26 protein-coding genes are annotated in these 24,790 nt (G+C 65.2%); 9 read left to right on the top strand and 17 right to left on the bottom strand.

Annotated features, from left to right (window positions below; all coding sequences use genetic code 11):
• Positions 1–59: 59 nt before the first annotated feature.
• From NTA49_RS10860 to NTA49_RS10845, 4 genes are all read right to left on the bottom strand, one after another.
• Positions 60–1,001, bottom strand: a complete 942-nt coding sequence (locus NTA49_RS10860; protein ID WP_258294785.1) for a phytanoyl-CoA dioxygenase family protein — start codon at positions 999–1,001, stop codon at positions 60–62.
• Positions 1,002–1,069: 68 nt separating this feature from the next.
• Complete coding sequence (locus tag NTA49_RS10855; protein WP_258294784.1) at positions 1,070–2,665, bottom strand: TRAP transporter large permease; 1,596 nt, start codon at positions 2,663–2,665, stop codon at positions 1,070–1,072.
• A 5-nt stretch (positions 2,666–2,670) separates the two neighbouring features.
• Positions 2,671–3,480, bottom strand: a complete 810-nt coding sequence (locus tag NTA49_RS10850; RefSeq protein WP_258294783.1) for a TRAP transporter small permease subunit — start codon at positions 3,478–3,480, stop codon at positions 2,671–2,673.
• A gap of 104 nt (positions 3,481–3,584) precedes the next feature.
• A complete protein-coding gene (locus tag NTA49_RS10845; protein ID WP_258294782.1) occupies positions 3,585–4,604 on the bottom strand; it encodes a TRAP transporter substrate-binding protein in 1,020 nt (339 codons plus the stop codon).
• A 214-nt stretch (positions 4,605–4,818) separates the two neighbouring features.
• On the opposite strand from NTA49_RS10845, the gene NTA49_RS10840 reads away from it, so the two are divergent.
• Both NTA49_RS10840 and NTA49_RS10835 read left to right on the top strand, forming a co-directional pair.
• Positions 4,819–5,508: a GntR family transcriptional regulator gene (locus NTA49_RS10840; RefSeq protein ID WP_258294781.1), complete on the top strand. Its 690-nt coding sequence runs from the start codon at positions 4,819–4,821 to the stop codon at positions 5,506–5,508.
• Between the two features lie 9 nt (positions 5,509–5,517).
• Positions 5,518–6,486 (top strand): LysR family transcriptional regulator, encoded by a 969-nt coding sequence (locus NTA49_RS10835; protein WP_258294780.1) that lies wholly within the window; start codon positions 5,518–5,520, stop codon positions 6,484–6,486.
• A 47-nt stretch (positions 6,487–6,533) separates the two neighbouring features.
• On the opposite strand, the gene NTA49_RS10830 is transcribed toward NTA49_RS10835, so the two are convergent.
• From NTA49_RS10830 to NTA49_RS10815, 4 genes are all read right to left on the bottom strand, one after another.
• A complete protein-coding gene (locus NTA49_RS10830) occupies positions 6,534–7,031 on the bottom strand; it encodes a DUF2867 domain-containing protein (RefSeq protein WP_258294779.1) in 498 nt (165 codons plus the stop codon).
• Between the two features lie 152 nt (positions 7,032–7,183).
• On the bottom strand, positions 7,184–7,939 hold the full coding sequence (locus tag NTA49_RS10825; protein ID WP_258294778.1) for an SDR family NAD(P)-dependent oxidoreductase: 756 nt from the start codon (positions 7,937–7,939) through the stop codon (positions 7,184–7,186).
• Positions 7,940–7,950: 11 nt separating this feature from the next.
• Entirely contained in the window at positions 7,951–8,988 is a 1,038-nt protein-coding gene (locus NTA49_RS10820; protein ID WP_258294777.1) for a transketolase family protein, read from the bottom strand.
• The gene (locus tag NTA49_RS10815) at positions 8,985–9,836 is read right to left on the bottom strand and encodes a transketolase (RefSeq protein ID WP_258294776.1); all 852 of its coding nucleotides are present in this window, start codon (positions 9,834–9,836) and stop codon (positions 8,985–8,987) included. The genes NTA49_RS10820 and NTA49_RS10815 overlap by 4 nt, the downstream gene beginning before the upstream one ends.
• Positions 9,837–9,989: 153 nt before the next feature.
• Between NTA49_RS10815 and NTA49_RS10810 the strand changes: the two genes are divergently transcribed.
• The 3 genes from NTA49_RS10810 (at position 9,990) to NTA49_RS10800 (ending at position 12,781) form a co-directional block, all read left to right on the top strand.
• On the top strand, positions 9,990–11,330 hold the full coding sequence (locus NTA49_RS10810; protein ID WP_258294775.1) for an NAD(P)H-dependent oxidoreductase: 1,341 nt from the start codon (positions 9,990–9,992) through the stop codon (positions 11,328–11,330).
• Positions 11,331–11,486: 156 nt separating this feature from the next.
• Complete coding sequence (locus NTA49_RS10805; RefSeq protein ID WP_258294774.1) at positions 11,487–12,311, top strand: manganese catalase family protein; 825 nt, start codon at positions 11,487–11,489, stop codon at positions 12,309–12,311.
• 26 nt (positions 12,312–12,337) lie between these two features.
• A complete protein-coding gene (locus NTA49_RS10800) occupies positions 12,338–12,781 on the top strand; it encodes a ferritin-like domain-containing protein (protein WP_258294773.1) in 444 nt (147 codons plus the stop codon).
• A 57-nt stretch (positions 12,782–12,838) separates the two neighbouring features.
• Here the strand turns inward: NTA49_RS10800 and NTA49_RS10795 are convergent, their stop codons facing one another.
• From NTA49_RS10795 to NTA49_RS10770, 6 genes are read right to left on the bottom strand one after another with little or no spacing between them, the layout of a single operon-like run.
• Positions 12,839–13,594 (bottom strand): hydroxypyruvate isomerase family protein, encoded by a 756-nt coding sequence (locus tag NTA49_RS10795; protein WP_258294772.1) that lies wholly within the window; start codon positions 13,592–13,594, stop codon positions 12,839–12,841.
• Positions 13,594–15,084 (bottom strand): UxaA family hydrolase, encoded by a 1,491-nt coding sequence (locus tag NTA49_RS10790; protein ID WP_258294771.1) that lies wholly within the window; start codon positions 15,082–15,084, stop codon positions 13,594–13,596. The genes NTA49_RS10795 and NTA49_RS10790 overlap by 1 nt, the downstream gene beginning before the upstream one ends.
• Positions 15,085–15,088: 4 nt before the next feature.
• A complete protein-coding gene (gene otnC / locus NTA49_RS10785; protein ID WP_258294770.1) occupies positions 15,089–15,736 on the bottom strand; it encodes a 3-oxo-tetronate 4-phosphate decarboxylase in 648 nt (215 codons plus the stop codon).
• Positions 15,733–16,980 carry a 3-oxo-tetronate kinase gene (otnK, locus tag NTA49_RS10780; protein WP_258294769.1) on the bottom strand — a complete coding sequence of 416 codons (1,248 nt, stop codon included), beginning with the start codon at positions 16,978–16,980 and terminating at the stop codon, positions 15,733–15,735. Before otnK ends, otnC begins: the two co-directional genes overlap by 4 nt.
• Positions 16,977–17,876 carry an L-threonate dehydrogenase gene (gene ltnD, locus NTA49_RS10775; protein ID WP_258294768.1) on the bottom strand — a complete coding sequence of 300 codons (900 nt, stop codon included), beginning with the start codon at positions 17,874–17,876 and terminating at the stop codon, positions 16,977–16,979. Before ltnD ends, otnK begins: the two co-directional genes overlap by 4 nt.
• On the bottom strand, positions 17,876–18,607 hold the full coding sequence (locus tag NTA49_RS10770) for an SDR family oxidoreductase (protein WP_258294767.1): 732 nt from the start codon (positions 18,605–18,607) through the stop codon (positions 17,876–17,878). The genes ltnD and NTA49_RS10770 overlap by 1 nt, the downstream gene beginning before the upstream one ends.
• Positions 18,608–18,694: 87 nt before the next feature.
• On the opposite strand from NTA49_RS10770, the gene NTA49_RS10765 reads away from it, so the two are divergent.
• Complete coding sequence (locus NTA49_RS10765; RefSeq protein ID WP_258294766.1) at positions 18,695–19,156, top strand: hypothetical protein; 462 nt, start codon at positions 18,695–18,697, stop codon at positions 19,154–19,156.
• Between the two features lie 214 nt (positions 19,157–19,370).
• Here NTA49_RS10765 and NTA49_RS10760 read toward each other — a convergent pair whose 3' ends face one another.
• Positions 19,371–20,288 carry an NAD(P)-dependent oxidoreductase gene (locus NTA49_RS10760; RefSeq protein ID WP_258294765.1) on the bottom strand — a complete coding sequence of 306 codons (918 nt, stop codon included), beginning with the start codon at positions 20,286–20,288 and terminating at the stop codon, positions 19,371–19,373.
• A gap of 19 nt (positions 20,289–20,307) precedes the next feature.
• Complete coding sequence (locus NTA49_RS10755; RefSeq protein ID WP_258294763.1) at positions 20,308–21,066, bottom strand: SDR family oxidoreductase; 759 nt, start codon at positions 21,064–21,066, stop codon at positions 20,308–20,310.
• 115 nt (positions 21,067–21,181) lie between these two features.
• On the opposite strand from NTA49_RS10755, the gene NTA49_RS10750 reads away from it, so the two are divergent.
• The 3 genes from NTA49_RS10750 to denD are packed head-to-tail and all read left to right on the top strand — an operon-like array spanning position 21,182 to position 23,807.
• Complete coding sequence (locus NTA49_RS10750; RefSeq protein WP_258294762.1) at positions 21,182–22,231, top strand: L-idonate 5-dehydrogenase; 1,050 nt, start codon at positions 21,182–21,184, stop codon at positions 22,229–22,231.
• On the top strand, positions 22,228–22,824 hold the full coding sequence (locus NTA49_RS10745) for a LysE family translocator (RefSeq protein ID WP_258294761.1): 597 nt from the start codon (positions 22,228–22,230) through the stop codon (positions 22,822–22,824). The genes NTA49_RS10750 and NTA49_RS10745 overlap by 4 nt, the downstream gene beginning before the upstream one ends.
• A 17-nt stretch (positions 22,825–22,841) precedes the next feature.
• Positions 22,842–23,807 (top strand): D-erythronate dehydrogenase, encoded by a 966-nt coding sequence (gene denD / locus NTA49_RS10740; protein ID WP_258294760.1) that lies wholly within the window; start codon positions 22,842–22,844, stop codon positions 23,805–23,807.
• A gap of 26 nt (positions 23,808–23,833) precedes the next feature.
• On the opposite strand, the gene NTA49_RS10735 is transcribed toward denD, so the two are convergent.
• A complete protein-coding gene (locus tag NTA49_RS10735) occupies positions 23,834–24,772 on the bottom strand; it encodes a 2-hydroxyacid dehydrogenase (protein WP_258294759.1) in 939 nt (312 codons plus the stop codon).
• Positions 24,773–24,790 lie beyond the last annotated feature (18 nt).

Here is a 24,790-nt window from a genome sequence, read left to right as displayed (position 1 = left end):
TCCAGAGGGCGGCACGCGGCCAAGGCATCGCAGAGGGAAGAAGGGTCAAACATCAGGCATCAGGCACAGGCAGGCGCATCCGAAGACCAGCGATGGATCGGGATGTGATCCTGACCCGACAACTGGGCCCGCGCTGCCAGCCATGCATCGCGCCACTGTCGCCAGTCGTGCAGCACGGTCTGCGGTGCGCTGGCCGACCGGGCGACGAATTCGGGAAAATGGCTGCGCCCGGTCGGCTGGCCGGTCACGTTGTAACGCACATCGAACGACCAGCGGAATGCGTCCGACACGTTGTCGCGCGAGGCATGGGGCGTCAGCGGGTGAAAGATCACCGCACCGCCCGCCTTGACTGGCAGCGGCTGTGCCGCGTCCAGGTCCAGACAGCCATCGGCAATCGCGGTCTGGCGTTTGGGACAGTGCGGATACATCTGCGGGCGACCCGGAATGACCTGCAGACAGCCGTTCTCCAGTGTCGCATCGGTGATCGCCAGCCAGACCGTAACCATCTGCGTCGCGTCGCCCTCCGCATGGGCCACCGCGCGGTCCTGATGCCAGTCGGTCGCCATGATGTGCGCGCGCGCTTCGGTCTGGTCCAGCGTCACGGCGGGCGGCTTCAGCCGCACGTGCTGGATCGGGTTCGAGGTGATCTCGGGGCCGATCAGCTCTTGCACCACGTCCAGCAGCCCCGGATCAGAGATCATGTCGAAGACCGCCGGGCCGAAATGAAACGGCGTGTCGGCGGCGATGGTGTCACCGGGCAGCGAGATATCCATCGGCTGGAACCAGTCGCAGCCCGCGCGGTAGGCGACCAGCAGCTTTTCGAAAAAATCCCCGTCGCAGGGCGGCACGCGCCCCTCGGCCTGCCAGCCCGCATAGAGCCGGTCGAGCAGCGCGCCATATTCCGCGCGCACAGCGTCCAGCACCTGCGGCGACAGCACGTCGTCGATGACCAGATAGCCTTCCTTGGCAAATTGGCGGTGGTGTTCAGCGGTCAGGCGCATGGGACGTCACTCCTTCAGGATGGGCAGGAACGTCGGGCGCGGCAGCCAGTGCCGCGCCCGGTCAGGGATCAAAGAAAGATCGTCACGATCGGCGGCCAGACCAGCAGCACGCTCAGCGCCAGCAGTTGCAGCACGATGAACGGCAGAAAGCCCCGGAAGATGTCGGTCAGCGAAATCTCGGGCGGGGCCACGGATTTCAGATAGAACGCAGCCGGACCAAAGGGCGGCGACAGGAAACTGACCTGCATGTTCATACAGAACACCACGCCGAACCAGATCGGCACATAGCGTGCATCGACACTGCCCAGAAATCCGATCTCTTCGGCAGGCAGGCGCATCACGATGGGCAGGAACACCGGCATGATCAACAGCACGATGCCGACCCAGTCCATGAACATGCCCATGATCAGGAACACCACCATCATCACCAGAATGATGCCCATGGTCGGCAGATCCGCCCCCACGATCAGGTTGGCCACATATGTGGGCCCGCCCACCAGCGTATAGGCCGCAGCCAGAGCCGCCGCACCGATGGTCACCCAGATGATCGTGCCGGTGGACCGCAGCGTGCGGATCAGACTGTCCCAGACGATGTCGAATGTCATCTCGCGGCGCAGCATCCCGATCACGAAGACCGCGATCACGCCCATGCCGGCGGCCTCGGTGATGCCGGTGATCCCGCCATAGATCGAGCCGAGCACGACACCGATCACGACAATCGGCGCGATCAGCCCTTTGCCCATCTTCCAGCCTTTGGCCGTGCGTTCGCGGCCCACCACGAAGAAGATCAGCAGCAGCGCCAGCACGAAAGTGGCGGCGATCCACGGAAGGTCGGACACCATGCCCAGCGGGATCGGGTCCAGACCCTCGCGGATGGTGTTTTCACCGGTGATGGTAAAGAACAGCGCCCGCGCCATCAGAACCCCCGTCAGCCACAGGGTAAAGCGCGACAGGAACCCCAGGAACATCAGCCCCTTGTCGCGCCCCTCCGGCTCGCCCGGAACGGGTGGCGGCAGCGGTGCCAGCGATGGATTGATCTGGGTCCGCACCACGATGTAGATCAGAAAGAACGACGCCAGCATGAACCCCGGCAGGAACGACGCGGTGAACAGCGCCTTGATCGAGGTTTCCGTCACCAGCCCGTAGAAGATCAGCACGATCGACGGCGGGATCATGGTGCCCAGCGAGCCGCTGGCGCAGATCGTGCCGATGGCAAGGTTGCGGTCGTAGCCCAGCCGCAGCATCTGCGGCAGCGCGATCAGACCCAACAGCACGACTTCGCCGCCGATGATGCCCGACATCGCCGCCATGATGACCGCCATGATCGACGTGACGATGGCGATGCCGCCGCGCACCCGGCTGAGCCAGACGTTCAGCGACGAATACATGTCGCGCGCGATGCCGGATCGCTCCAGCATCGCGGCCATGAAGATGAATAACGGCACGGATATCAGAACATAGTTCGTCATCTGTCGGTAGACCGCCTGCCCCAGCACGGACAACGGGCCGCGCCCGAAGGTGCCGAACAACAGGTCGGGCGGGAATTTCAGCATCAGCGTCACGACGGCCAGAAATGCCGAGGCAAAGCCAAGCGGCATGCCGATGGCCAGCAGCGCGAACATCGCCAGCAGGATGATCAGGGACAGGGTGCCAATATCGACCATTCAATTCAGTCCTTATGCAACGTGGCGCGAATGTTGGCGATCTCGGTCTCGTCGATATCATCCATCGGGGTGTAGGCCTCGGGGTCCTTGTTCCAATCCGCGATCAGGTTCGACACGGCCTGAATGGCCACCAGAACGATGATCAGAAGAATGGCAGGCTTGATGATGCCGGGGATGGGCGGGTCCCATGCGGTGCCGAATGTCTCCATCCGCACGAACCGCTTGGCCGCGTCCGAATATCCGCCCCAGACCAGCGCAAAGGTAAAGCCGACGATCAGCAGGACCCCGATTGTGTCGGACGTCTTTTGCGCCCAGCGGGGCATCATGTTGTAGATGATGTAGATGCGGATGTGACTGCGTTGCTGCATGGCGTAAAGCCCCGCCAGCAGGAACACAAAGGCCGCGATCCACAATGACAGCTCGTTCGCCCAGAGCGTCGGGCGCGAAAAGACATAGCGCGACACGACCTCGTAGAACATCACCAGCACCACGAAGGCGGTCATGATCATCGACAGCCGGCCCAGCACCACCGACACCAGATCAAAAAAACCTTCGGGTGGCGTTTCGATCGCGCCCTTGGTGTCCGACAGGAACAGCGATGCAAACAGCAACGCAGCGACCAGACTTATCAGCATCACCTGCACCATCGGCCTGCCCGCGGGGCGGATCATTTCGTACATGCCATAGCTGTCCTCGAGGAACAGCCGTTGCCCGACCAGAAGTGCGTAAAGTACGACCGTCAGCCCCACGAACCCGATCATCGCCATCTTGATCGGTGCGCGCATCCGGCCCAGCCAAAGCGATTTTACCTGCATCACATGCCTCCCCACGTGGTGTTCCCGACCCTGCCGGATCGGTGAAAGAAGGCGGACCCATCAGGCCCGCCTTCGGTGTTGTCTTCAGACGTGTCGGTCCATCTTCAGTTGCCGCTCAGCAGGCCCAGCTGACCAAGATAGGTCTTGTGGCTGGCGAGCAACGCCGCGGCCTCGGGCGAACGTGTGCCCCAGTCGTCCCACGCCACTTGCGCGGCGCGGCGGAACTCGGCCCGGTCTTCTTCCGACCAGTCATAGAGCGTCACGCCCTGCTCTTTCAGCGCGGCAGCGGCTTCGGCGTTGGCCTTCTCATTGGCCAGCGCGACCTGGAACGACAGCTTCTGCCAAGCGGTGTCGATGATGCGGCGCTGCTGTTCGGTCAGACCTTCCCAGACGTCCTGGTTGCACGCCAGGTGGTCCGACGGCATCGAGTGAAAGCCGGGATAGGTGGCATGTTTGACGATGTCGTAGAGGCCGAGGCCCACGTTGTTGGCCAGACCCGACGCATCCGCACCGTCGATGATCCCGGTTTCAAGCGCGGTGAAGATCTCGGTAAAGTCCATCACGATGGGCGACGCGCCCAGTTCCTGGAAAATCTCGGTTTCCATGCCGGGGGGCGAGCGGAACTTCCAGCCTTTGACGTCTTCGAAACCGGCCAGCGGCTTGGACGAGGACAGTGATTCCTGACCGTAGATCGACCAACCGATCAGCTGCATGCCCTGCGAGTTGTAAAGCTCCTGCGCGGCGGCGTAGCCATCACCGTAATAAAGCCAGCTGTACTGCTGCCAGGGCGTGTCATAGCCGCCCATGATGTCGCCGACGAACTGGAACGCGGGGTTCTTGCCGGTCTGATAGGCACCGCCCGTCGCGTCGCAATCCAGAATGCCGTTGATCGCGGCGTCCCATGTCTCGGTCGTGGCAACCACCGAGGATGAATAGAACATTTCGACCGTGATGCCGCCGTCGGACATGGTCTGGACGTCGTCGATCCACTGGGCCAGCAATTTGCCCGTGGGGTGCTCGGTCGCATAGTGGGTCTGGATGCGCAGTGTCACATCCTCGGCAAATGCAGTGCCCGCAACCATGGCAGCGGCCGCGGTCGACAGCAAAAGTGTCTTGAGTTTCATAAGTCTTTCCTCCCAGAGCGACATTGGAGCCGCATATTTTTGATGCCAGCCCCTCAACCGGAAGTTGGCAAAGATGGTATACCATCCAGTCTGACCCTAGCGAGTCGCATATCGACAATCAACAAATTTCGGTATACCAAAATGCGAACAGGACCTGTCCGTATGGTATGCGGACGCCTTCCCTATGGGTCCTTCTTTCTTTATGGACACAGGCATGACCGACAACCCGCTCTCAGAGCAGATCGCCAACCAGCTGCGGCGCAACATCCTGCGCGGCAAGCTGCCGCCCGGTGCCAGCATCAAGGAACGAGACAACGCCACCGAGATGGGCGTCAGCCGCACGCCCCTGCGCGAAGCCGTGCGGATACTGGCCAAGGAGGGGTTGGTCGACCTGCGCCCCGCCCGCAGCCCTATCGTGTCGATCCCCTCGATCAGCCAGGTCTCGGACGAGGTCGAGGTGCTGCTGGCTGTCGAAAAACTGTCGGGCGAACTGGCCTGCCAGCGGGCCACCGACGCGGACATTGCCCAGATCGAAAAGATCGTCGACCAGATGGCCGAGCTCTTCGACACTGCCGACCCGTTGGACCTGTTCGAGATCGACATGAGCTTTCATTCCGCCATCGCGCGCGCCTCGCACAACGCGCCCTTGGCCGAGATTCACCGCACGTTTCTGGCACGGCTCTGGCGCTCGCGGTTCCTTGCGGCGGTCAAGCGGCGCAACCGCGAGCGGGTCATCACGCATCACCGCCAGATCGTGGCCGCCCTGCGCGCCCACGATCCGCAGGCGATCCGCACCGCCATCGGCGAGCATCTGGACAACCTGCGCGAGGACATCATCGACGTGATCCAGCAGGAACAGGCCGCCCCCGATACCAATAACACCCCCGACACCGGCGCGGACTAGGCGCGCGCCATGAGCCGCGCCCCCAATCTGCACGCCCTGCCCTATTTCGAAGCGGTCGCACGGCGTGGCAGCCTGGCCCGCGCCGCCGAGGAAATGTCGGTCTCGCCCTCTGCCGTCAGCCAGCAGATCAAGCTGCTGGAGCAGCAACTGGGAGTAAAGCTCTTCCGCCGCACCGGCCGTGTGCTAAGCCTCACGCTCGAAGGCGAGCTTTTGGCCCAGACCGCAGGCACCGCACTGCGGATGCTGACCGACGCGCAGGCCAATCTGGGTCGCACCCGCACCGCGCACCGACTGAACCTGCGCGTCTCGCCCAGCTTTGGCGTGCGCTGGCTGGGCCCGCGCCTGGCTGATTTCCTGTCGCGTCATCCCGACTGGGACCTGCGCGTGGACGCCGCCCCAGATCCCACCGATTTCGACCGCGAGATCATGGACATGGACATCCGCTATGGCACCGGCGACTGGCCGGGACTGTGGTGCAAGCCGCTGGTCCACGACCACATCCTGCCGCTGGCGCATCCCGATTATCTGGCCGCACTGCCCGCAGGTGACCCGTTGGCCCACGCCCGCCTGATCGACAGCCCGCGCGCCCATGTGCAGTGGGACTACTGGCTTTGGCACCACGACGTGACGGGGGCGAACAACCGCAAGACGGTGCTGATGGACCGCTCGTCGATGGCGATCCAACTGGCCCTCGATGGCGCGGGCGTGGTGCTGGAATCGATGGCGCTGGCCACGGCGGAAATGCAGGCGGGCCAGCTGGTCCCGGTCTGCCCGCACCTGCCCGTTTTACGTTTCGCGGCCCACTGGGCTCGCTGCCCCGCCCGCTTTGTCAAACGCCGGCCCGTGCAGGTGTTCCTGACCTGGGCCGAAGCACAGGCCGCAGCCCACGCGCAAGAGATGGCGACGCTGATGGCGCGCCACGGGATGCAGGTGGAGGACATCGTGCCCCAGGCGGCTTGGCAGCAGCGTCCGCTTTGAAGGTGGGCAATCCCCCGAAGACCCGCGCGCATTGGCGCGCAAGCGCTTCATCCAGTCAGAGGCAGGGGGTTCTTGTCATGCAAACGTCGGAACATGCTGCGCACGATCCAACGGTGGGCGATACCGACGGGGATCATGTAAACACGACCGAACAGATTGTGGACGCACACGGAAGACGTGACCGAAAGCGTGTCACCGTCGATGGAAATACAGGTCATGACATCCACATGGCGATCGCGCTCCGTGAGGACCAAGCAGTCGTCCTGAATATGCTCAACCCGGAAAAAATCCAAGTATTCTCCGACCTCTATGCCATGAACCGGATTTCCGCTAAACCCACCGATCTGCTTGACCCCGAACGCTGATGAAATCGCGTCTCGTATTCGAAATGCAACTTTTAGCAATGGCTGCGGATCACTCATGATCGTATTCCATGCGTCCAATGCCGTCATTGTCCTGGGCAGCCGGGTGTCCTGTCTATCAAAGTAATAGAGCCGTGATACTGGCTCCAGGATAAAAATATTGGTTTCAGGTAAATTGAACATTTCCAGACCTTAGCTGCATCGCAGCAAAGGGCAAGATGAACTCTCTGCGGAGGTGCGCGCCATTGGAAAAATTGACGCCCCGGCCGCGCGGAGCAGGCTTTTGCCGAGGCGGCGACAACGGCTGATTTTGCAAGCCAACCACCTGCGATCCCCTAGTGGATCAAAGACCCGCCGTTCACGTCGACCTCGGACCCCGTGACATAGGCCGAAAGGCTGGAGGCCAGGAACAGCGCGCAACCCGCCACATCGTCCGCCGTGCCTGCGCGGCCCATCGGAATGCCGTCCAGCACCTGCGCGCGCATCTCGTCGGTCAGTTTGCCCGCGGTGATGTCCGTGGCGATGAACCCCGGACAGATCGCGTTTGACCGCACGCCCGCAGGGGCCAGTTCGCGCGCCATCGCCTTGGTCAGGCCCAGTATCCCCGCCTTGGCTGCGGAATAATGCGGCCCGCCGAAGATGCCGCCGCCGCGCTGCGCCGATACCGACGACAGGTTGACGATGCTGCCCTGCCGCCGCGCGCGCATGTGCGGGATCACCGCCTGCGACATATAGAGCGTGCCGCGCAGGTTCACGTCCAGCACCGCGTCATAGTTGTGGGGTGCGATCTCCATCAGCTTCAGCGGCTGGGTGATGCCCGCGTTGTTGACCAGGATATCCACCTGCCCCCACTGGGCGATGATGTCCGCGACCACCGTGTCGCAAGCGGCCTTGTCGGTCACGTCGCACACGCCCGATGTGTGCCCTGTGCCCGGCAAATCTGCCGCAGCCTCGGCGGCCTCGTCCGCGTCCAGATCCAGGATCGCCACGCGCGCGCCGTGCTGCGCGAAGAGCCGTGCCGTCGCCTTGCCCAGACCGCGCGGGCTGGCGGCCCCCGTGATGATCGCCGTCATTCCATCCAGAAGTTGCATTCCGTTCCCCTTCAAAGCCATGATTTCACGGCAGCCGTCACCGCGCTGACCGAAATTCCGTATTGGTCGTGCAGCGTCGGCAGCGCGCCCGCGTCCAGAAACGCGTCCGGCAGGCCGATCTGGCGGAACGGCACATGCACGCCCGCGCGCATCAGCGTCGCCGCAACCGCCTCGCCCAGACCTCCGATCACCGAGTGGTTCTCGGCGGTGACCACCAGCCGCCCGCCCTTCGACGCCTCGGCGATGATGGTTTCCGCATCCAGCGGCTTGATCGTCGGCACGTGCAGCACGGCGCAATCCACGCCGTCCTTTTGCAGCGCCTTCGCCGCGTCCAGCGTGCGCATGGTCATCAGCCCCGAAGACACGAACAGCACGTCGCGCCCGTCGCGGATGATCTGCGCGCGGCCCAGCTTGAACCGGTAGCCGTATTCGCCCAGCACATTCGGCACCTGCCCGCGCAGCAGCCGCATGTAGACCGGACCAGGCGTGTCGGCGATGGCGCGCGTCGCCTGGTCGATCTCGACCGCGTCGCAAGGGTCGATGATGGTCAGGTTCGGCATGCCCCGCATGATCGCCAGATCCTCGGTCGCCTGGTGGCTGGGGCCATAGCCCGTGGTCAGCCCCGGCAGGGCGCAGACGATCTTGACCGGCAGGTTTTCCTCGGCAATCGCCATGATGATGAAGTCATAGACCCGGCGCGACGCGAAGACCGCATAGGTGGTGGCGAAGGGCGTGAACCCCTCGCGGGCCAATCCTGCGGCGGCGCTGATCATCACCGCCTCGGCCATGCCCATCTGGTAAAACCGATCCGGGTAGGCTTTGGCAAAGACATGCAGGTCGGTGTATTTCGACAGGTCCGCCGTCAGGCCGACGATGTCCTCGCGGGTTTTCGCCAGATCGACCAGCGCGTGCCCGAACGGGGCGGCGATGGTCTCGCGGCCCTCGGCGTCCAGCGATGCAATCATGGCGGATGTGGCCACCCGTTCGCCCGACGCCACCTTGCGGGCGGTGTATTTCGACTGGCGGCGCGACAGTTCCTGCGGCTTCATTGCGGTTTCTCCCCGTCGAGTATCTCCAGCGCCCTGGCCCACTCCTCGGGCTCGACGCGCACGAAATGGGTGATCTCGCGGCTTTCCAGAAACGGGATGCCTTTGCACATGGTGGTGTTGCAGATGATCACGCGCGGTTGTGCCGCGCCGTGGTTGCGGGCCGCGTCAAAGGCCGCGACCACCGCGTCCAGATCGTTGCCATCCACCTCCTGCGCGTACCAGCCGAAGGCCTGCCATTTCGCCGCCTCGGGCACCTGCGCCAAGGCCTGCGTGGTCGGTCCGTCCGCCTGCTGGTTGTTGAAATCGACAATGGCGATCAGGTTGTCCAGTTTCCACTGCACGGCAGACATCACCGCCTCCCAGGTCGATCCTTCGCCCAGTTCGCCATCCGAGAGCATGTTGTAGACAAAGGCGGGGTTCTTCTTGCGCTTCAGCCCCAGCGCCATGCCGACCGCGATGCCAAGGCCGTGGCCCAATGATCCGCCGGTGATCTCCATCCCCGGCGTATAGGCGGCCATGCCCGACATCGGCATGCGGCTGTCGTCCATGCCGTAGGTTTCCAGCTCGTCCTCGGGCAATATGCCCGCCTCGATCATTGCGGAATAAAGCGCGATGGCATAATGTCCGATCGACAAAAGGAACCGGTCGCGGCCTTCCCATTCGGGATCGTCCGCACGGTAGCTGAGCGCGTGGAAATAGGACACGGCCAGCACGTCCGCCACGCCCAGCGCCTGCCCGATGTACCCCTGCCCCTGCACCTCGCCCATGCGCAGCGCGTTGCGCCGGATCGCCCATGCGCGCCGCGCCAGACTGACGTTCGATCCGTGCCTGGCCTCACCTGTGGTCATAGCCTCTGCCCCCCTTGGTTCCGCCACCAGATGGCACCGGGACCACGCGCCGAACAATTAAAATCCCTTAACTGCACGGTAAGCACAGCTTCAATGTTGCGGCCCCTGCACCGTGCTAACCTCTGGGCCGAAAGCCTGAAGGAGCCCCGCCCCATGAACCTCAAATCCCTGCTCGCCGCCCGTCGCAGCGCGGGCCGTCCGGTGCGCATCGGCCTGATCGGAGCGGGCAAATTCGGCTCGATGATCCTCGCGCAGGCGCGGTTCATCGACGGCTACCATGTGGTGGGCGTGGCCGATCTGGACGTCGAGAAAGCGCGCGGATCATTCCAGCGCACCGGCTGGGCGGCCGAGCAATACGACGCCGCCAGCATGACAGAGGCCGTGCAATCGGGAACCACCTGCATCACCGACGACGTCGCCGCCCTGCTGGCCTGCGACCAGATCGAGTGCATCATCGAGGCGACCGGCCACCCCATCGCAGGCACCCGTCACGCACTGGCCGCAATCGACGCGGGCAAACACGTGATCATGGTCAACGTCGAGGCGGACGTGCTCTGCGGCCCCGTTCTGGCGCACCGCGCGGCGCAACAGGGCGTGGTCTATTCCATGGCCTACGGCGATCAGCCCGCCGCCATCTGCGAGCTGGTCGACTGGGTCCACGCCTGCGGGTTCGAGCTGTGCGCGGCGGGCAAGGGCATGAACTTTGCGCCGCCCTACCGCTATTCCACCCCCGACACGGTCTGGGGCTATTTCGGGTGGAGCGAGGCGGAAGTGGCCGCAGGCGACTTTAACCCCAAGATGTACAATTCCTTTACCGACGGCACCAAGGCCGCCATCGAAATGGCCGCCGTCGCCAATGCCACCGGGCTTGACTGCCCCGGCGATGGTGTGGCCTTTCACCCCGCCGGGCTGCACGATCTCGCGACCGTGTTCCGCCCCGAAGCCGAGGGCGGCAGACTGGCACGCGCCGGGCTGGTCGACATCGCCTCCAGCCGCGAAACCGACGGGCGCGTGGTGCTCAACAACATCCAGTACGGCATGTTCGTGACCTTCCGCGCACCCGACGCCTACACCCGCGACTGTTTCCAGCAATACGGGCTGCTGACCGACCCAAGCGGCTGGTACGGCTCGATGTGGCGACCCTTCCACCTGATCGGGCTGGAGACCTCTGTCTCCGTCCTGAACGCCTGCCTGCGCGGCGAGGCGACAGGGTCATCGACCCGCTGGCGGGGCGATGCAGTGGCCACGTCCAAGGGCGATTTCGCCCCCGGCGAATACCTCGACGGCGAAGGCGGCTTCAAGGTCTGGGCGAAGGCGATCCCCGCCAGCCGGTCGCACCGCCTGAACGCGCTGCCCATCGGGCTTGCGCATCATATCAAGCTGAAGCGCCCCCTGAAGCGGGATCAGATCGTGTGCCTGGACGACGTGGAAATCGTGGACGACAAGGACATATTCGCCCTGCGCGAACAACAGGTTGCCTTCCTCGACGGCTGAGGATCACGCGCGCCTTACGCCACCATCACCCCTCGCGCGGAACGCGCCCGGTTCCCGCATAAGCAGCAATTCGCCAGCGCTCACCCTTGTTCAAAAGCTCGGGAACGAAACAAAATTTCGTGTGTTTTTTCCGTACCACAACTTCAGGAGAACACGATGTTTCACCATTCCAGCAAACTGCAATACAAAGTGCGCGTCGACACCCCCGATCCGCAATTCGCCAAGTTCCTGCAACAGGCGATCGGCGGCATCGAAGGCGAAATTCGCGTCGCGATGCAATATTTCTTTCAGGCGATGGGCGCGCGCGGTGACGACAAATACCGCGACATGCTGATGATGACCGCGACCGAAGAGCTGTCGCATATCGAATTCCTCGGCCACGCCGTCGCTCTCAACCTCGAAGGGGCACCGCTGACCGCACAGGAAGAAGCGGCCAAGGACCCCATCGTCAACGCGATCATGGGCGGCGCCAACCCGCGCCACATCCTGTCGTCGGGGCTGTCTGCGATGCCTGTCAACTCGAACGGCGTGCCCTTCGACATGAGCCACGTTTATGCCACCGGCAACATCGCCGCCGACATGATGGCGAATGTGACTGCGGAAAGCGGCGGGCGCGTGCTGGCCTCGCGTCTCTACAACATGACCGACGACACCGGCATGAAGGACATGCTGTCCTTCCTGATCGCGCGCGACACCATGCACCAGCAGCAATGGATGGCGGTGATCGAAGAACTGGGCGGCATCGAAGCGCAAATGCCGATCCCGAACTCGACGCCGCAAGAGCATGAGGCGACCGAGCATTCCTACTACTTCCTCAACACCTCGCTCGACGAGCCGACGCCAGAGGGCCGCTGGACATCCGGGCCCTCGCTCGACGGTCGCAGCGAGTTCACCAAGCGCGACAAGCCAGAACCGCTGGGCCAGAAGCCCAGCCTCGGCAAGGCGCGGCCCCATTCGGGCACGCAGACCGAGCAACAGTAACCCCATAACTTGAAAGGAGTTCTGTCATGGTAACCACCGTTGGAACCGAAAACGAAGAAACCCACCTGCTGCGCAATCTCATCATCCTGGAGCATGATGCGATCGCGGCCTATGACAGCACCATCGAAAAGCTCGAGAGTGCCGAGTACCGCGCCAAGATCGAAGAGTTCCGCAGCGACCACCACGACCACGTGCGCGAGTTGAACGCGCTTGCGGAAAAGCTGGGGGTGCCCAGCCCGCAAGAGGGCGACATGAAACAGTGGCTGACCACCGGCAAGGTGGCGATGGCGAGCCTCGCTGGGGACAGCGCCGTCCTGGGCGCGATGAAGACCAACGAGGACGACACGGTCTCGGCCTATGAGTCCGCGCTGAACAACTCGGTTGCGACCCCCGAATGGCGGCCCATCCTCGAAAAGGGTCTGGCGGACGAGCGCCGTCACCGCGCCTGGATGGAGCAGGCCTCGAAGTAAGCCATGCTGTCAAGAATCGCCGGTGCCCATCAGGGCACCGGTCTTTCGCGGCGCGGCTCAGCGCGCCTGCGCGCCCCGCAGCCAACCCAGCGTCGCATCCGTATCTTCGCCGGGCTTGTATTCCGCCCCCACGGGCGCATCCCAGTCCAGCCGTGTCAGCACCTCCCAGACATGCGGATAATTCAGTTCGCCATGATCCGGCGCGCCACGATCCGGCACTGACGCCACCTGCACATGGCCGATCAGCGGCAGCAGCCGGACCAGCCGGTGCGTCACGTCACCTTCCATCAGCTGCACATGGTAGCAGTCGAACATCAGCTTGAGGTTCGGCGCACCCACTTCGGCGATGATCGCCTCGGCCTGCGCGGTGGTGCGCAGGAAATACCCCGGCGCGTCGTAATGGTTCAGCGGCTCGATCAGGATCACGCGCCCCTGTGCGGCATCGCAGGCATAGCGCAGCGCATCGACAAAGGCCGCGTGCGCCGCATCGCCTTGGGCAAAGCCTGCCATCACATGCACCGCCGCCGCATCCGTCGCCTGCGCATAGGCCAGCGCCTGATCTATGGCCGCGCGCGCCTCGGCCCTGCGTCCGGGCAGCGCCGACAGCCCGTTCTCTCCCGGCCCGCCCCGCGTGGTGTTCAGACCCAGCATCGGCAACCCGGTCTCGCGCAGCGCCGCCGCCACGTCGTCGGCGGGCACGTCGTAGGGCCAATGGCATTCCACCGCGTCAAACCCAGCCGCCGCCGCCGCACGGATCGCATTGGGCAGTGTCAGTTCGGTCCACAGGAAACCCAGATTGGCCGAAAACCGCATCACATCACCGCGCCGATCTGCCAGGGCACGAACTCGTAATCGCCCAGGCCCTGCGCCTCGGACTTGCTGGCCTCGCCCGAGGCCATGCGCAGCCACATCTGATAGATCTCGCGCCCCACCTCTTGGACGCTGCGGCCTTCCGACAGGATGGTGCCCGCGTTCACGTCCATGTCTTCGTGCAGGCGCGCGTACATCTCGGAATTGGTCGCCACCTTCATCGACGGCGACGGCTTTGCGCCAAAGGCCGATCCGCGCCCGGTGGTGAAACAGACCAGCGTACAGCCGCTGGCGATCTGCCCGGTGACCGACGCAGGATCGTATCCGGGGCTGTCCATGAAGGTAAATCCGCGCGCCGTCACGGGCTCGGCGTATTTGTAGACCCCCATCAGGGGCGTGGTGCCGCCCTTGGCCACGGCGCCCAGCGATTTCTCAAGGATGGTGGTCAGCCCGCCCGCCTTGTTGCCGGGGCTGGGGTTGTTGTCCATCGAGCCGCGGTTGCGTTCGGTGTAATCCTCCCACCAGCGGATCAGGTCGATCAGCTTGTCGCCCGTGGCGCGGTCGTGGGCGCGCGCGGTCAGCAGATGTTCGGCCCCGTAAACTTCGGGCGTCTCGGCCAGCACGCCTGTGCCGCCCTGCGCCACCAGCAGATCGCAGGCATGGCCCACCGCAGGGTTCGCCGTCACCCCCGACCACGCATCCGATCCACCGCATTGCAGCGCCACCATCAGCTCGGACGCGGGCGCGGTCTCGCGCGTGGCGCGGTTCACTTCGGGCAGCATCGCGGTGATCTTCTGCACGCCCAGCTCGACACAGCGGCGCAATCCGCCCACGTCCTGAATGTTCATCGTCTGGAACAGCGGTCCCGGCGTCAGGCCGTAGGCCTCGATCAGCCAGTCGATCTGCATCATCTCGCAGCCCAGCCCCGCCAGCAGCACACCGCCCACGTTGGGATTGCGCGCATAGCCCCACAGCGTGCGCTGCAACACCTCGAACCCCGTGCCGTCGCCGCCCATCGCACAGCCGGTGCCGTGGACGAAGGCGACGACGCCGTCGACATTGGGGTAATCCGCCAGCCTGTCGGGCGTGAAATGCGCCGCGATCTGGCGCGCGGCGGTGGCCGAGCAGTTCACCGACGTCAGCACCGCGATATAGTTGCGCGTACCCACCCGGCCATTGGCACGGCGATAGCCCTGGAACGTATCCTGCGTGGTCGCCGCAGCCACAGGCCGCAGGTTGGTCCCGAATTCATAATCGGTCTCGACCGCGCGAAACTCCAGATTGTGCGTATGCACGTGGGCCCCTTGGGCGATATCCTCGGCGGCATAGCCGATCAGGTTGGCATATTTGCGCACCGCCTCCCCCTTGGCGATGGGCGCTGCGGCCATCTTGTGACCGCGCGGGATCAGCATGGTGGCCCCCTCGTCGCCCACTTGCAGCGGCTGGGTGGCGGTGACGACATTGTCGTCGGCAGACAGTCTGACGGTCTTCATGGCGCTACTCCCATTCCACGTCGAAACGCGTGACGATATCCTGAACTTGCGCCGCACTCAGCGGTCGCCGCTTCATCCCATGCGTCAGCAAGGCCAGCCGCGCGGTGTCTTCCAGCTCTTCAATGGCATAACAGGCCGCTTCCACATCGCGCCCCGCCACCACCGGCCCGTGATTGGCCAGCATCACCGCAGACCGTTTGCCCGCCAGCCCGCGCACCGCGTCGCCCATTGCCGGATCTCCGGGCAGGAAGACGGGCAGCAGCGCGACCTTGCCCAGCTTCATGATCGCATAGGGCGTGAGCGGCGGCAGGAAATTGTCGGGGTCCACATCCTCGAGCATCGACAGCGCGACGGAGTGGCACGCATGCAGATGCACCACGGCCCCCGCCGTGCTGCGCGTCTCGTAGAAAGCCGAATGCAGCGGCATTTCCTTGGTGGGCTTGTCGCCGCCCACATGCACGCCCTGTGCGTCGAAGAGCGACAGTCGCGCGGGGTCCAGCCTGCCAAAGCTGGACCCCGTCGGCGTCACCAGCAATCCGCCATCGTCCGTGCGTGCCGAGATGTTGCCTGACGAGCCACCCGTCAGACCGCGATCATAAAGCGATTTGGCCAGCGTGCAGATCAGCTCGCGCAGGGCGGTATCGGCGCTCATGTGTCCAGCTTTCCCAATGCGGCGGCAAAGAAGTCTTCCGTGCCGAAATTGCCCGACTTCAGCGCCAGCGCGATCTGCTGCCCGCCGCTTGGGGCCGCGCACCACGGCACGCCGGGTGCAATTTCGGGGCCGACGTCCAGCCGTGCCACTCCCAGCGCCTGCGTCACGGCGCCCGAGCTTTCGCCGCCCGCCACGATGAACCGCCGCGTGCCCGCGTCCCGCGCGGCAATGGCGATGTCGCCCAGCGCCTCCTCGACCACGGCACCGGCTTTGTCCCGGCCCAACGTATCCTGCGCCGCGCGCACCATCTCGGGCGCGGCCGTGGCGTAAATCAGCGGCGCGCCCGATTGCGCGGCCAGCCAGTCCAGCACCGGCTGCACCCCGCCTTGCACCAAGGCCACGGGATCGAGCCGATAGCTTGGATTGTGGGCGGCATAACGCGCCACCTGCGCCTGCGTTATCGCAGAACAGGACCCCGACAGCACCAGCGCGGGACCTCGTGGCGCGCGCCACGCCGCCGCCGCACCGCCATCCTGCAACAGCCCTGCCGCACGGTAGAGACCCGGCAAGGGCATCGCCAACGCACTGCCGCCCGTCATCAGCACGGCGTCGCGGCAAGCCTCTGCGATCACGTGCAGGTCACTGTCGGCCACCGCGTCCACCACCACATGCGGCGCCGCCTGCGCCAGCGCGCTGCGCACCGCATCCGCACCACGCGCCACGCACAGGCGGTCCACCAGCCCCACGTCGCGCGTGACCTGCGGCAGCAGCAGCCGCACCAGATTGCTGTCGCGCATCGGGGTCAGCGGATGGTCCTTCATCGGGCTCTCGGACAGCGGCACCTGACCGACAAAGAGATTGCCCATAAAGACCGTGCGCCCGTTTTCGGGGAAGGCCGGACAATAAATCGTCTGCTTGGCCCCCGTCGCCTCCATCAATGCCTCGGCCACGGGGCCGATATTGCCATCGGCGGTGGAATCGAAGGTCGAGCAATATTTCCAGAAGAACCGCGCGGCCCCCGCCTGCGCCAGCCATCCATGCGCCGCGCGCGCCTGCGCCACCGCCTCGGCCACCGGGGCCGTGCGGATCTTCAGCGCGATCACCTCGAAGGGGGCGGCATCCTCGACCGGCCCCTCCGGCACGCCGATGCGCAACGAGACACGCGCTCCGCTGCGGGCCAGCAATCCGGCCAGATCCGTCGCCCCGGTGAAATCGTCGGCAATCGCGCCCAGAAGCGTGCTCATGCCTCCCCCGGCAATGTCAGCCCCGCGTTGCGCGCATATACCTTGGCCAGCGCCGCGTCATCCTCGCGGCCCAGACCTGACCCCGACGCCGCCAGCCACTGCTGCAGGGCCGCCGCCGTGACCGGCGCGCCGAACTTCGCGGATTGCGCGATATCGAGGACGATACCCAGATCCTTGGGCCAGATGTCCACAGCACTCAGCGGCGTGTAATCCCCGTCGCGCACGTGCGGCCCCCGGCTTTCCAGCGCCCAGGATGTGCCCGCGCATTGCGATATCACCTCGAGGAACTGATCGGGCTCGATCCCTTGGGTCATGCCGAAGGTCATCGCCTCGGCCATCGCCGCGATGTGGATGCCCACCAGCATCTGGTTCACCGCCTTCATCGACGACCCCGCGCCGACCTGATCACCCAGTTCGAACACCTTTTCGGCCATTGCCGCCAGCGCGGGCCGCGCGCGGGCAAAGGCCGCCTGCGATCCCGACGCGAGGATCGACAACTTCCCCTCCGCCGCGCGGATCGTGCCGCCGGAAACCGGCGCATCCAGGTATTCCAGCCCCAATGCCGCACAGCGTGCGCCCATGTCGCGCGCAAACTCGGGCGAGACCGTGGCGCAGGCCACCACAGCAGTACCAGCCGCCAGCTTGTCCGCGATGCCATCCGGCCCGAACAGCACGTCCTCGGTCTGGGCGGCATTCACCACCACGATCACGACCGCGTCCAGCGTCCCTGCGACCTCTTCCAGCGTGCCCTCTGCCCCGCCTGCCGCGCGAAACCGCGCCACGGCGTCCGCGTTCACGTCGAACCCGTGCGTCACCAGACCGGCGCGCAACAGCGATCCCGCCATGCCGCCGCCCATCGCACCCAGCCCGAAGATGGCCACGGCCCCCGCAGCCATCAGCCGCGCCCGATGTAGGGCATGTTCGTCGCCATCACGGTCATGAACTGCACGTTCGCATCCAGCGGCAGGCTGGCCATATGCAGCACCGAGGACGCCACGTTTGCCACGTCCATCACCGGCTCGATCGCGTTCGACCCGTCGGCCTGCGGCACGCCGCGGGTCATCTTCGCGGCCATGTCGGTCAGCGCATTGCCGATGTCGATCTGCCCGCAGGCGATGTTGAACCTGCGCCCGTCCAGCGAGATGGTCCGCGTCAGCCCCGTCACCGCATGTTTCGACGCCGTGTAGGGCGCCGAGCCCCAGCGTGGCACATAGGCGCTGACCGAGCCGTTGTTGATGATGCGCCCGCCTTGCGGGTCCTGCCTGCGCATCTGGCCAAAGGCCGCGCGCGCGGCGATGAATGCGCCCAGCACGTTCACGTCCAGCAGTTTGCGAATGTCCGACACCGCCAGCTCGTCCAGCGGCGCGCCGCCCAGCGACATGCCCGCGTTGTTGAACAGCGCGTCGATGCGCCCCCAGCTTTGCGCCGCCGTGGCAAAGACCGTCTCGACCGCGTCCTCGTCCGTCACGTCGCAGGGCAGCACCAGCGCGCCGCTGTCGCCTGCGGTTTCCTCAAGCGGCTCCTTGCGCCGTCCGATCAGCCCGATATCCCAGCCCGCCGCGATAAAGGCCTGTGCGGTGGCGCGCCCGACGCCGCTGCCGGCGCCCGTGATGATGATGGATGGCATGAAGTCTCTCCCTGCGTTCGATGCTTGCCGCAGGGTGGCAACTTGGTATACCATTTGCAAGAAGAATGCGCAGGAAAGGCCGCCTCGATGAAATCTCTGCTCTGTGCTGCGGTCCTTGCCGCACTTGGCGGGCCGCTTTGCGCACAGGTCGCAGGGGCCGAGGCCTGCCTTGCCGGCGCCGTCAGAGAGGGCACCGACCCCGCGCTGTGCCTGGATGCACCGGACGCCGCCTGCATGGACAACGCGCAGGAAACGCCCGCCGTCAGCACCGCCTGCTTTGCGCAGCTTCGCGCGGAGTGGGGTGCCGCCATCGGCAAACGCATGCGGTCCTTGCCCGAGGACACCGCCACGACCGTCGCCCGGATCGAAGCCAAATACGACGTGATCAGCGCGCTGGTCCAATGCGACCGGATCGAGGAACTGGCCAAGGCCACATCAGACCTGGGCGGCCCGCAGATCGCGTTGCAAAAGGAACGCTGTCTGGCCCGCGCCAATGCACTGACCTATGTGCGACTGTTCGTGCGCACGCATCCTGCGGTGAAAGACTAATTGCGATCAGCACCACACTACGCCAGCCCAGCGCACCAAGCCCGGAATCAAGGTGCGAAGCACCGCCGGCCTCTCGGTGTTGGCAAAGCGAACACCTGCCGGCAACACATTGCTTTGCAATGTGTGAGAGGCAGCGCCCGACCGCCCGTCACGCCGTAGGCGTGCTTTCAGCACGACGGGCGGGCGCTGCCCTATGTTTCGCCAATCCGCAAACCTAATCCCGCCCCTTCTTCGCCTCTTCCTCCATGTCCATCCCGTTCAGCGCCGCCACGTGGTCGGTGATCCTGGGCACGTAATCCTGCCCGTTCCCGCTGGCCTCGACATGGGCGAAATACTGTTTCGCCGCCGCTGCCATCACCGTCATCACCCCGGCACTGTCGGCCATCGCATGCACGTACCGCAGATCCTTGGCGGCATTGGAAATGGTGAACTTGTGCAACTCCTCGCGGTCCACGGCATAGGTCATGAACGTGTCGAAAAAACCGTTCGCCAGCCGTGACGATCCGATCACCTGGCGCACTTTTGCGGGTGGAATGCCGACCGCCGCCCCCAGCACCGTCGCCTCGGCATAAAGCGAGGCATAGCCCATCGAGATGAAGTTCATCAGCAGCTTCATCTTGTGCCCGGCGCCGGTTTCGCCCACGTGGGTGATGTTGCCCGCCCAGCAGTCCAGCACCGGCTTGATCTTGTCGAAGGTCGCGGCGTCGCAGCCCACCATCGCGTCCAGCGTTCCGGCCTCGGCCTCCTTCGGCGTGCGGCCCAGCGGCGCGTCGACCAATGTGCCGCCCTTCGCGGCAAGCTCCTCGGCCAGCGCGGCGGTCGAGGTCGGATCGGCGGTGGTCGTGTCGATCACGATCAGCCCCGCGCGTGCGCCCGCCAGAATACCGCTCTCGCCGCGAAACGCCGCCTCGACCTGCTCCGAGTTCGACAGGCACAGATGGATGATGTCGCAGGCCTGCGCCATCTCGCGCGGGCTGGCGGCCTCGGTCGCACCCATGCCGACCAGACTGTCCACCGGCGTGCGGTTGCGGTTGCCCTTCACCTGCAGAGGATAGCCGTTCTGCAGCAGGTTCTTGGCCATGCCGTGCCCCATGAAGCCGACGCCGATGAAACCGATAGTGCTCTTGCTCATGTCTTGTCCTTTTCTCAAATCAAAGGCTGGCGGTGATGCCGCCATCCACAAAAATCGTCTGTCCGTTCACGAAACTGGATGCTTTGGACGACAGGAAGATCGCCGCCCCCACCAGTTCCTCGACCCGGCCCCAGCGGCCTGCGGGTGTGCGTTTCTCCAGCCATTCGGTAAAGGTGGGGTCGGCCACCAGTGCCGCGTTCAACGGCGTCTCGAAGTATCCCGGTGCGATGGCGTTGCAGTTCAGCCCGTGGCGCGCCCAGTCCGTCGCCATGCCCTTGGTCAGGTTGGCGATCGCCCCCTTCGACGCGGTGTAGGGCGCGATGCCGGGGCGGGCCAAAGCGGTCTGCACCGAGGCGATGTTGATGATCCGCCCGTGCCCTTGTGCAATCATGTGCCGCGCCACGGCCTGCCCCACATAGAATGCCGAGTTCACGTTGGTGCGCATCAACCGGTCAAAGGCATCGATCTCGAAATCCTCCAGCGGGCCGCGATGCTGCATGCCTGCGTTGTTCACCAGAATATCAATCGGGCGCTCGGCCGCATAGCCGTCCACCGCCGCGCGCACTGCATCCGCGTCCGTCACGTCGAACACCAGCGTATCCACGTCGTGCCCTGCATCCCGCAAACCCTGCGCCGCGTCCTCCAGCCGTTCGGCGTTGCGCGCGTTCAGCACCACCCGGGCCCCCGCCTCGGCCAGCCCGCGCGCCAGCGCCGCCCCGATGCCCATCGACGCGCCGGTGACCAGCGCCGTGCGCCCGCTCAGATCGAACAGTTCCATATCTCTTCCCCCCTGCCGACATGCCGGTGCCATTGACACCCCGCCGGAATCCGCATTTGATGAAATGGTATACCATTCCCGCCCGGTTGCAAGAACCACCGAAAGGCCCCCCAAGATGCCCCAAGCTCTCTTTGCCCACGGCCCTCATGACCTGAGGTTGGCCGATGTGCCCGCCGACGCACCCGCCAGAGGCGAGGTGCGCATCGCGATGCAGCGCGGCGGCATCTGCGGGTCCGACCTGCATTATTACAACCACGGCGGTTTCGGCACCGTGCGCCTGCGCGAACCGATGATCCTCGGCCACGAGGTGTCGGGCGTGATCGACGCCGTGGGCGAAGGCGTGGGCGAAGGTGTGGAGGGACTGGCCATCGGCGATCTGGTCGCCGTGTCGCCCTCGCGCCCCTGCCGAACCTGCGATCAGTGCCAGCGCGGGCTGCACAACCAGTGCCTGAACATGCGGTTTTACGGCTCGGCCATGCCCTTCCCCCACATCCAGGGCGCCTTTCGCGACACGCTGATCGCCGACGCCAGCCAATGCGTGCCTGCAAAAGGGCTGACGGCGGCACAGGCCGCGATGGCCGAACCGCTGGCCGTCGCCCTGCACGCCGTGGGCCGCGCGGGCGACATGCTGGGCAAACGCGTGCTGGTCACCGGCTGCGGCCCCATCGGTATCCTGGTGATCCTCGCCGCGCGCCGCGCCGGGGCCGCCGAGATCATCGCGACCGACATCGCGGCCCCGGTGCTGGACATCGCTCGCACCGCCGGAGCCGACATCACGCTGAACACCGCTGACCAGCCAGAAGCGCTGCTGCCCTACACCATCTACAAGGGCAGCCTCGATGTGCTCTTCGAGTGCTCGGGCGCACAGGCCGCACTGGTCGCGGGCATCGGTGCGCTGCGCCCGCGCGGGCAAGTGATCCAGCTCGGCCTGTCGGGCGATATGTCCCTGCCGATGATGCAGATCACCGCCAAGGAACTGGCGATCAAGGGCTCGTTCCGCTTTCACGAAGCTTTCCCCCTCGCCGTGCGGATGATGCAGCAGGGGCTGATCGACGTGACCCCGCTGCTGACCCACAGCTATCCACTGGCCGACTTCACCGACGCCTTCGCCATGGCCGGAGACCGGTCGCAGGCGATGAAGGTGCAGTTGGTGTTCGGCGCATGATCGCCTTCACCCTGGCGGTGTTCTTTCTGCTGATAACCCCCGGTCCCGGCGTGCTGTCGACCGCAGGCATCGGCGCGGGCCACGGGTTTCGCGCGGGGCTGCGCTATCTTGGCGGACTGTTCATCGGCACCAACATCGTGGCCTTCGGCGTGATCTCGGGGCTGGCGGCGGTGATCCTGGCCGTGCCGGTGATCCGCTGGGTGCTGATGGGCGCGTCGATCCTGTACCTGCTCTACCTCGCCGCCCGCATCGCCTTCGCGGGCAGCAAGGTCGCGTTTATCGCCGCAGCCACGGCACCGGGCATCGGCGCGGGGATCCTGCTGCAGGCGATCAACCCCAAGGCCTATGCCGTCAACACCACCCTCTTTGCGGGCTTCCCCTATGCGCCCTACAGCCTGCTGTTCGAAACCGTGACCAAGCTGCTGATCGTCAACGCCTTCTGGATACCGATCCATCTGGGCTGGCTCTGGGCCGGGGCCAGCCTGCACCGGCTGAACCTGTCCGACGCGGCCCAGCGCCGCATCAACTATGCGATGGCCGCAGCGATGCTGGGCGTCGTGGCCCTCGCCCTGATCGCCGGAGTGGCGAAATGACCGAAAGGAAGACAACGATGAACATTCTGATCATAGGCGGCGGCGGTGTCGTGGGCCAGAAACTGGCCAAGGCACTCGCCACCAAGGGCACCCTGCGCGGCACCGCCATCAGCCGCATCGTGCTGGCCGACGTGGTCGACCCCGCCCCCGTCGACGCGCCTTTCGCGGTCGAGACCACGCGCTGCGACATCGCCGATGCAGCCTCGGTCGCCTCCGTCGTGACCGAGGACACCGACGTGATCTATCTGCTGGCGGCCATCGTCTCGGCCCACGCCGAGGAAGACTTTGATGCAGGCATGCAGATCAACCTCTTTGGCACCTACAACGTGCTGGAACGCTGCCGCGCCTTGGGCACCAAGCCGGTCGTGGTCTTTACCTCGTCCATCGCGGTCTATGGCGGCGAGGCGCGCAACCCGTTGGGCGATCACACCTATCCCAACCCTCAAACCTCCTACGGCGGGCAAAAGGCCATCGGCGAAATCCTGATCAACGATTATTCACGCAAGGGCTATGTCGACGGGCGCGCGTTCCGGCTGCCGACGATCTCGGTGCGTCCGGGCAAACCCAACCGCGCCGCATCGTCGTTCATGTCGTCGATCCTGCGCGAACCGCTGAACGGGCAAGACGCCGTCTGCCCAGTCGAGGGCGATTTCCTGCACTATTACCTCAGCCCGCGCAAATGCGCTGAAAACCTGGTGAAGGCCGCCGAACTGGACGCCGCTGCCATCGGCGAGAACCGCGCGATGCAGATGCCGGGCAAGGTCTGGTCGATAGATCAGGTCATCGCCGCGATGACCGCCGTGGCAGGACCGGAGCCCGCCAAACTGATCCGCTGGGAAGCGCAACCGGACGTGCAAGCCATCGTGTCCGGCTGGCGCTGGGACATCCACGCCGACAAGGCGCTGGCGCTGGGGTTGGAGGCCGATGCATCCTTCGAGGACAACGTGCGGTATTATCTGGAGGATGACAAGCCCGGCGTCTGACCGCCGGGCAAACCGTTTCAGAACCCTCAATTCACCGGCGTCAGCAATTCCCGCCCCGCCAGATGCGCCGCCACGTTGTCGCGCTGCAGCTTCGCCATCGCGGCGCGGGTTGCGTGGGTGGCCGAGCCCTGGTGCGGTTGCAGCACCACGTTGTCCAGCGCCAGGAAACGCGGGTTCACCTTGGGCTCGCCCACGAAGACGTCCAGACCGGCGCCCGCAATCGCACCGCTTTCCAACGCGTCCAGCATCGCCTCTTCGTCAATGGTGCTGCCGCGCGAGATGTTGATGATCACGCCCGCCTCGCCCAGCGCCGCGATCACCTCTTTCGAGACGTAGTTTTCGGTCTCGGGGCCGCCCACCAGCGCGACGAACAGGTAATCGACGGCCCGCGCCAATTCCACCGGATCGGCGTGATAGGTCCAGCCCGGCGTGTCCTTTTGCGACCGGGCGTGGTAATGAACCTCGCATTTGAACGCGGCCAGACGGTCGGCGATGTCACGCCCGATGCGGCCCATGCCCATGACCCCGACGGTGCCGCCGCTGACCTTGCGGTTCAGCGGCGTCGCGCCCTTCTCGGCCCACGACCCGTCACGCACCCAGGCCTCGGCCTGCCGCATTTCGCGCGCCTGCATCAGCCACATCGCAATCGCCAGATCCGCCACGTCGTCGTTCAGCACGTCGGGCGTGTTGGTCACCTTGATGCCCCGTGCGCTTGCCGCACCCACGTCGATGGCATCGTATCCCACGCCGAAATTCGCGATAACGCCCAGGTTCTCGAACTGGTCCATCTCTTCGGGCCCGAAGGGCCGGTGCCCCTTGTAGGCGATGGCCTTGACGGCGGCGCGGGACGCCCCGTCCAGCGCGTCAAGCTCAGTTCGCGTGGCGATGAACGTCGGTTGCAGTTCCGCAATGAACGCGTCACGTTCGGCTTCGGTATAGGGACCGACGGCAAGGATGGCAGACATGGGGCAACTCCTGAAGTG

It is taken from the genome of Pseudosulfitobacter koreensis (assembly GCF_024733015.1).
GTDB classification, from domain to species: domain Bacteria; phylum Pseudomonadota; class Alphaproteobacteria; order Rhodobacterales; family Rhodobacteraceae; genus Pseudosulfitobacter; species Pseudosulfitobacter koreensis.
This window is presented reverse-complemented; position numbering and strand designations above follow the sequence as displayed.

What these genes read in the sequence shown, in the direction of transcription:
- NTA49_RS10820 (WP_258294777.1), bottom strand. Translation starts at nt 8,988, where the DNA reads ATGAAGCCGCAGGAACTGTCGCGCCGCCAGTCGAAATACACCGCCCGC.
- NTA49_RS10805 (WP_258294774.1), top strand. Translation starts at nt 11,487, where the DNA reads ATGTTTCACCATTCCAGCAAACTGCAATACAAAGTGCGCGTCGACACC.
- NTA49_RS10735 (WP_258294759.1), bottom strand. Translation starts at nt 24,772, where the DNA reads ATGTCTGCCATCCTTGCCGTCGGTCCCTATACCGAAGCCGAACGTGAC.
- NTA49_RS10770 (WP_258294767.1), bottom strand. Translation starts at nt 18,607, where the DNA reads ATGCCATCCATCATCATCACGGGCGCCGGCAGCGGCGTCGGGCGCGCC.
- NTA49_RS10835 (WP_258294780.1), top strand. Translation starts at nt 5,518, where the DNA reads ATGAGCCGCGCCCCCAATCTGCACGCCCTGCCCTATTTCGAAGCGGTC.
- NTA49_RS10750 (WP_258294762.1), top strand. Translation starts at nt 21,182, where the DNA reads ATGCCCCAAGCTCTCTTTGCCCACGGCCCTCATGACCTGAGGTTGGCC.
- NTA49_RS10790 (WP_258294771.1), bottom strand. Translation starts at nt 15,084, where the DNA reads ATGAAGACCGTCAGACTGTCTGCCGACGACAATGTCGTCACCGCCACC.
- NTA49_RS10850 (WP_258294783.1), bottom strand. Translation starts at nt 3,480, where the DNA reads ATGCAGGTAAAATCGCTTTGGCTGGGCCGGATGCGCGCACCGATCAAG.
- NTA49_RS10810 (WP_258294775.1), top strand. Translation starts at nt 9,990, where the DNA reads ATGAACCTCAAATCCCTGCTCGCCGCCCGTCGCAGCGCGGGCCGTCCG.
- denD (WP_258294760.1), top strand. Translation starts at nt 22,842, where the DNA reads ATGAACATTCTGATCATAGGCGGCGGCGGTGTCGTGGGCCAGAAACTG.
- NTA49_RS10800 (WP_258294773.1), top strand. Translation starts at nt 12,338, where the DNA reads ATGGTAACCACCGTTGGAACCGAAAACGAAGAAACCCACCTGCTGCGC.
- NTA49_RS10830 (WP_258294779.1), bottom strand. Translation starts at nt 7,031, where the DNA reads ATGTTCAATTTACCTGAAACCAATATTTTTATCCTGGAGCCAGTATCA.
- NTA49_RS10745 (WP_258294761.1), top strand. Translation starts at nt 22,228, where the DNA reads ATGATCGCCTTCACCCTGGCGGTGTTCTTTCTGCTGATAACCCCCGGT.
- ltnD (WP_258294768.1), bottom strand. Translation starts at nt 17,876, where the DNA reads ATGGCTGCGGGGGCCGTGGCCATCTTCGGGCTGGGTGCGATGGGCGGC.
- NTA49_RS10795 (WP_258294772.1), bottom strand. Translation starts at nt 13,594, where the DNA reads ATGCGGTTTTCGGCCAATCTGGGTTTCCTGTGGACCGAACTGACACTG.
- NTA49_RS10815 (WP_258294776.1), bottom strand. Translation starts at nt 9,836, where the DNA reads ATGACCACAGGTGAGGCCAGGCACGGATCGAACGTCAGTCTGGCGCGG.
- NTA49_RS10755 (WP_258294763.1), bottom strand. Translation starts at nt 21,066, where the DNA reads ATGGAACTGTTCGATCTGAGCGGGCGCACGGCGCTGGTCACCGGCGCG.
- otnC (WP_258294770.1), bottom strand. Translation starts at nt 15,736, where the DNA reads ATGAGCGCCGATACCGCCCTGCGCGAGCTGATCTGCACGCTGGCCAAA.
- NTA49_RS10760 (WP_258294765.1), bottom strand. Translation starts at nt 20,288, where the DNA reads ATGAGCAAGAGCACTATCGGTTTCATCGGCGTCGGCTTCATGGGGCAC.
- otnK (WP_258294769.1), bottom strand. Translation starts at nt 16,980, where the DNA reads ATGAGCACGCTTCTGGGCGCGATTGCCGACGATTTCACCGGGGCGACG.
- NTA49_RS10845 (WP_258294782.1), bottom strand. Translation starts at nt 4,604, where the DNA reads ATGAAACTCAAGACACTTTTGCTGTCGACCGCGGCCGCTGCCATGGTT.
- NTA49_RS10855 (WP_258294784.1), bottom strand. Translation starts at nt 2,665, where the DNA reads ATGGTCGATATTGGCACCCTGTCCCTGATCATCCTGCTGGCGATGTTC.
- NTA49_RS10860 (WP_258294785.1), bottom strand. Translation starts at nt 1,001, where the DNA reads ATGCGCCTGACCGCTGAACACCACCGCCAATTTGCCAAGGAAGGCTAT.
- NTA49_RS10840 (WP_258294781.1), top strand. Translation starts at nt 4,819, where the DNA reads ATGACCGACAACCCGCTCTCAGAGCAGATCGCCAACCAGCTGCGGCGC.
- NTA49_RS10825 (WP_258294778.1), bottom strand. Translation starts at nt 7,939, where the DNA reads ATGCAACTTCTGGATGGAATGACGGCGATCATCACGGGGGCCGCCAGC.
- NTA49_RS10765 (WP_258294766.1), top strand. Translation starts at nt 18,695, where the DNA reads ATGAAATCTCTGCTCTGTGCTGCGGTCCTTGCCGCACTTGGCGGGCCG.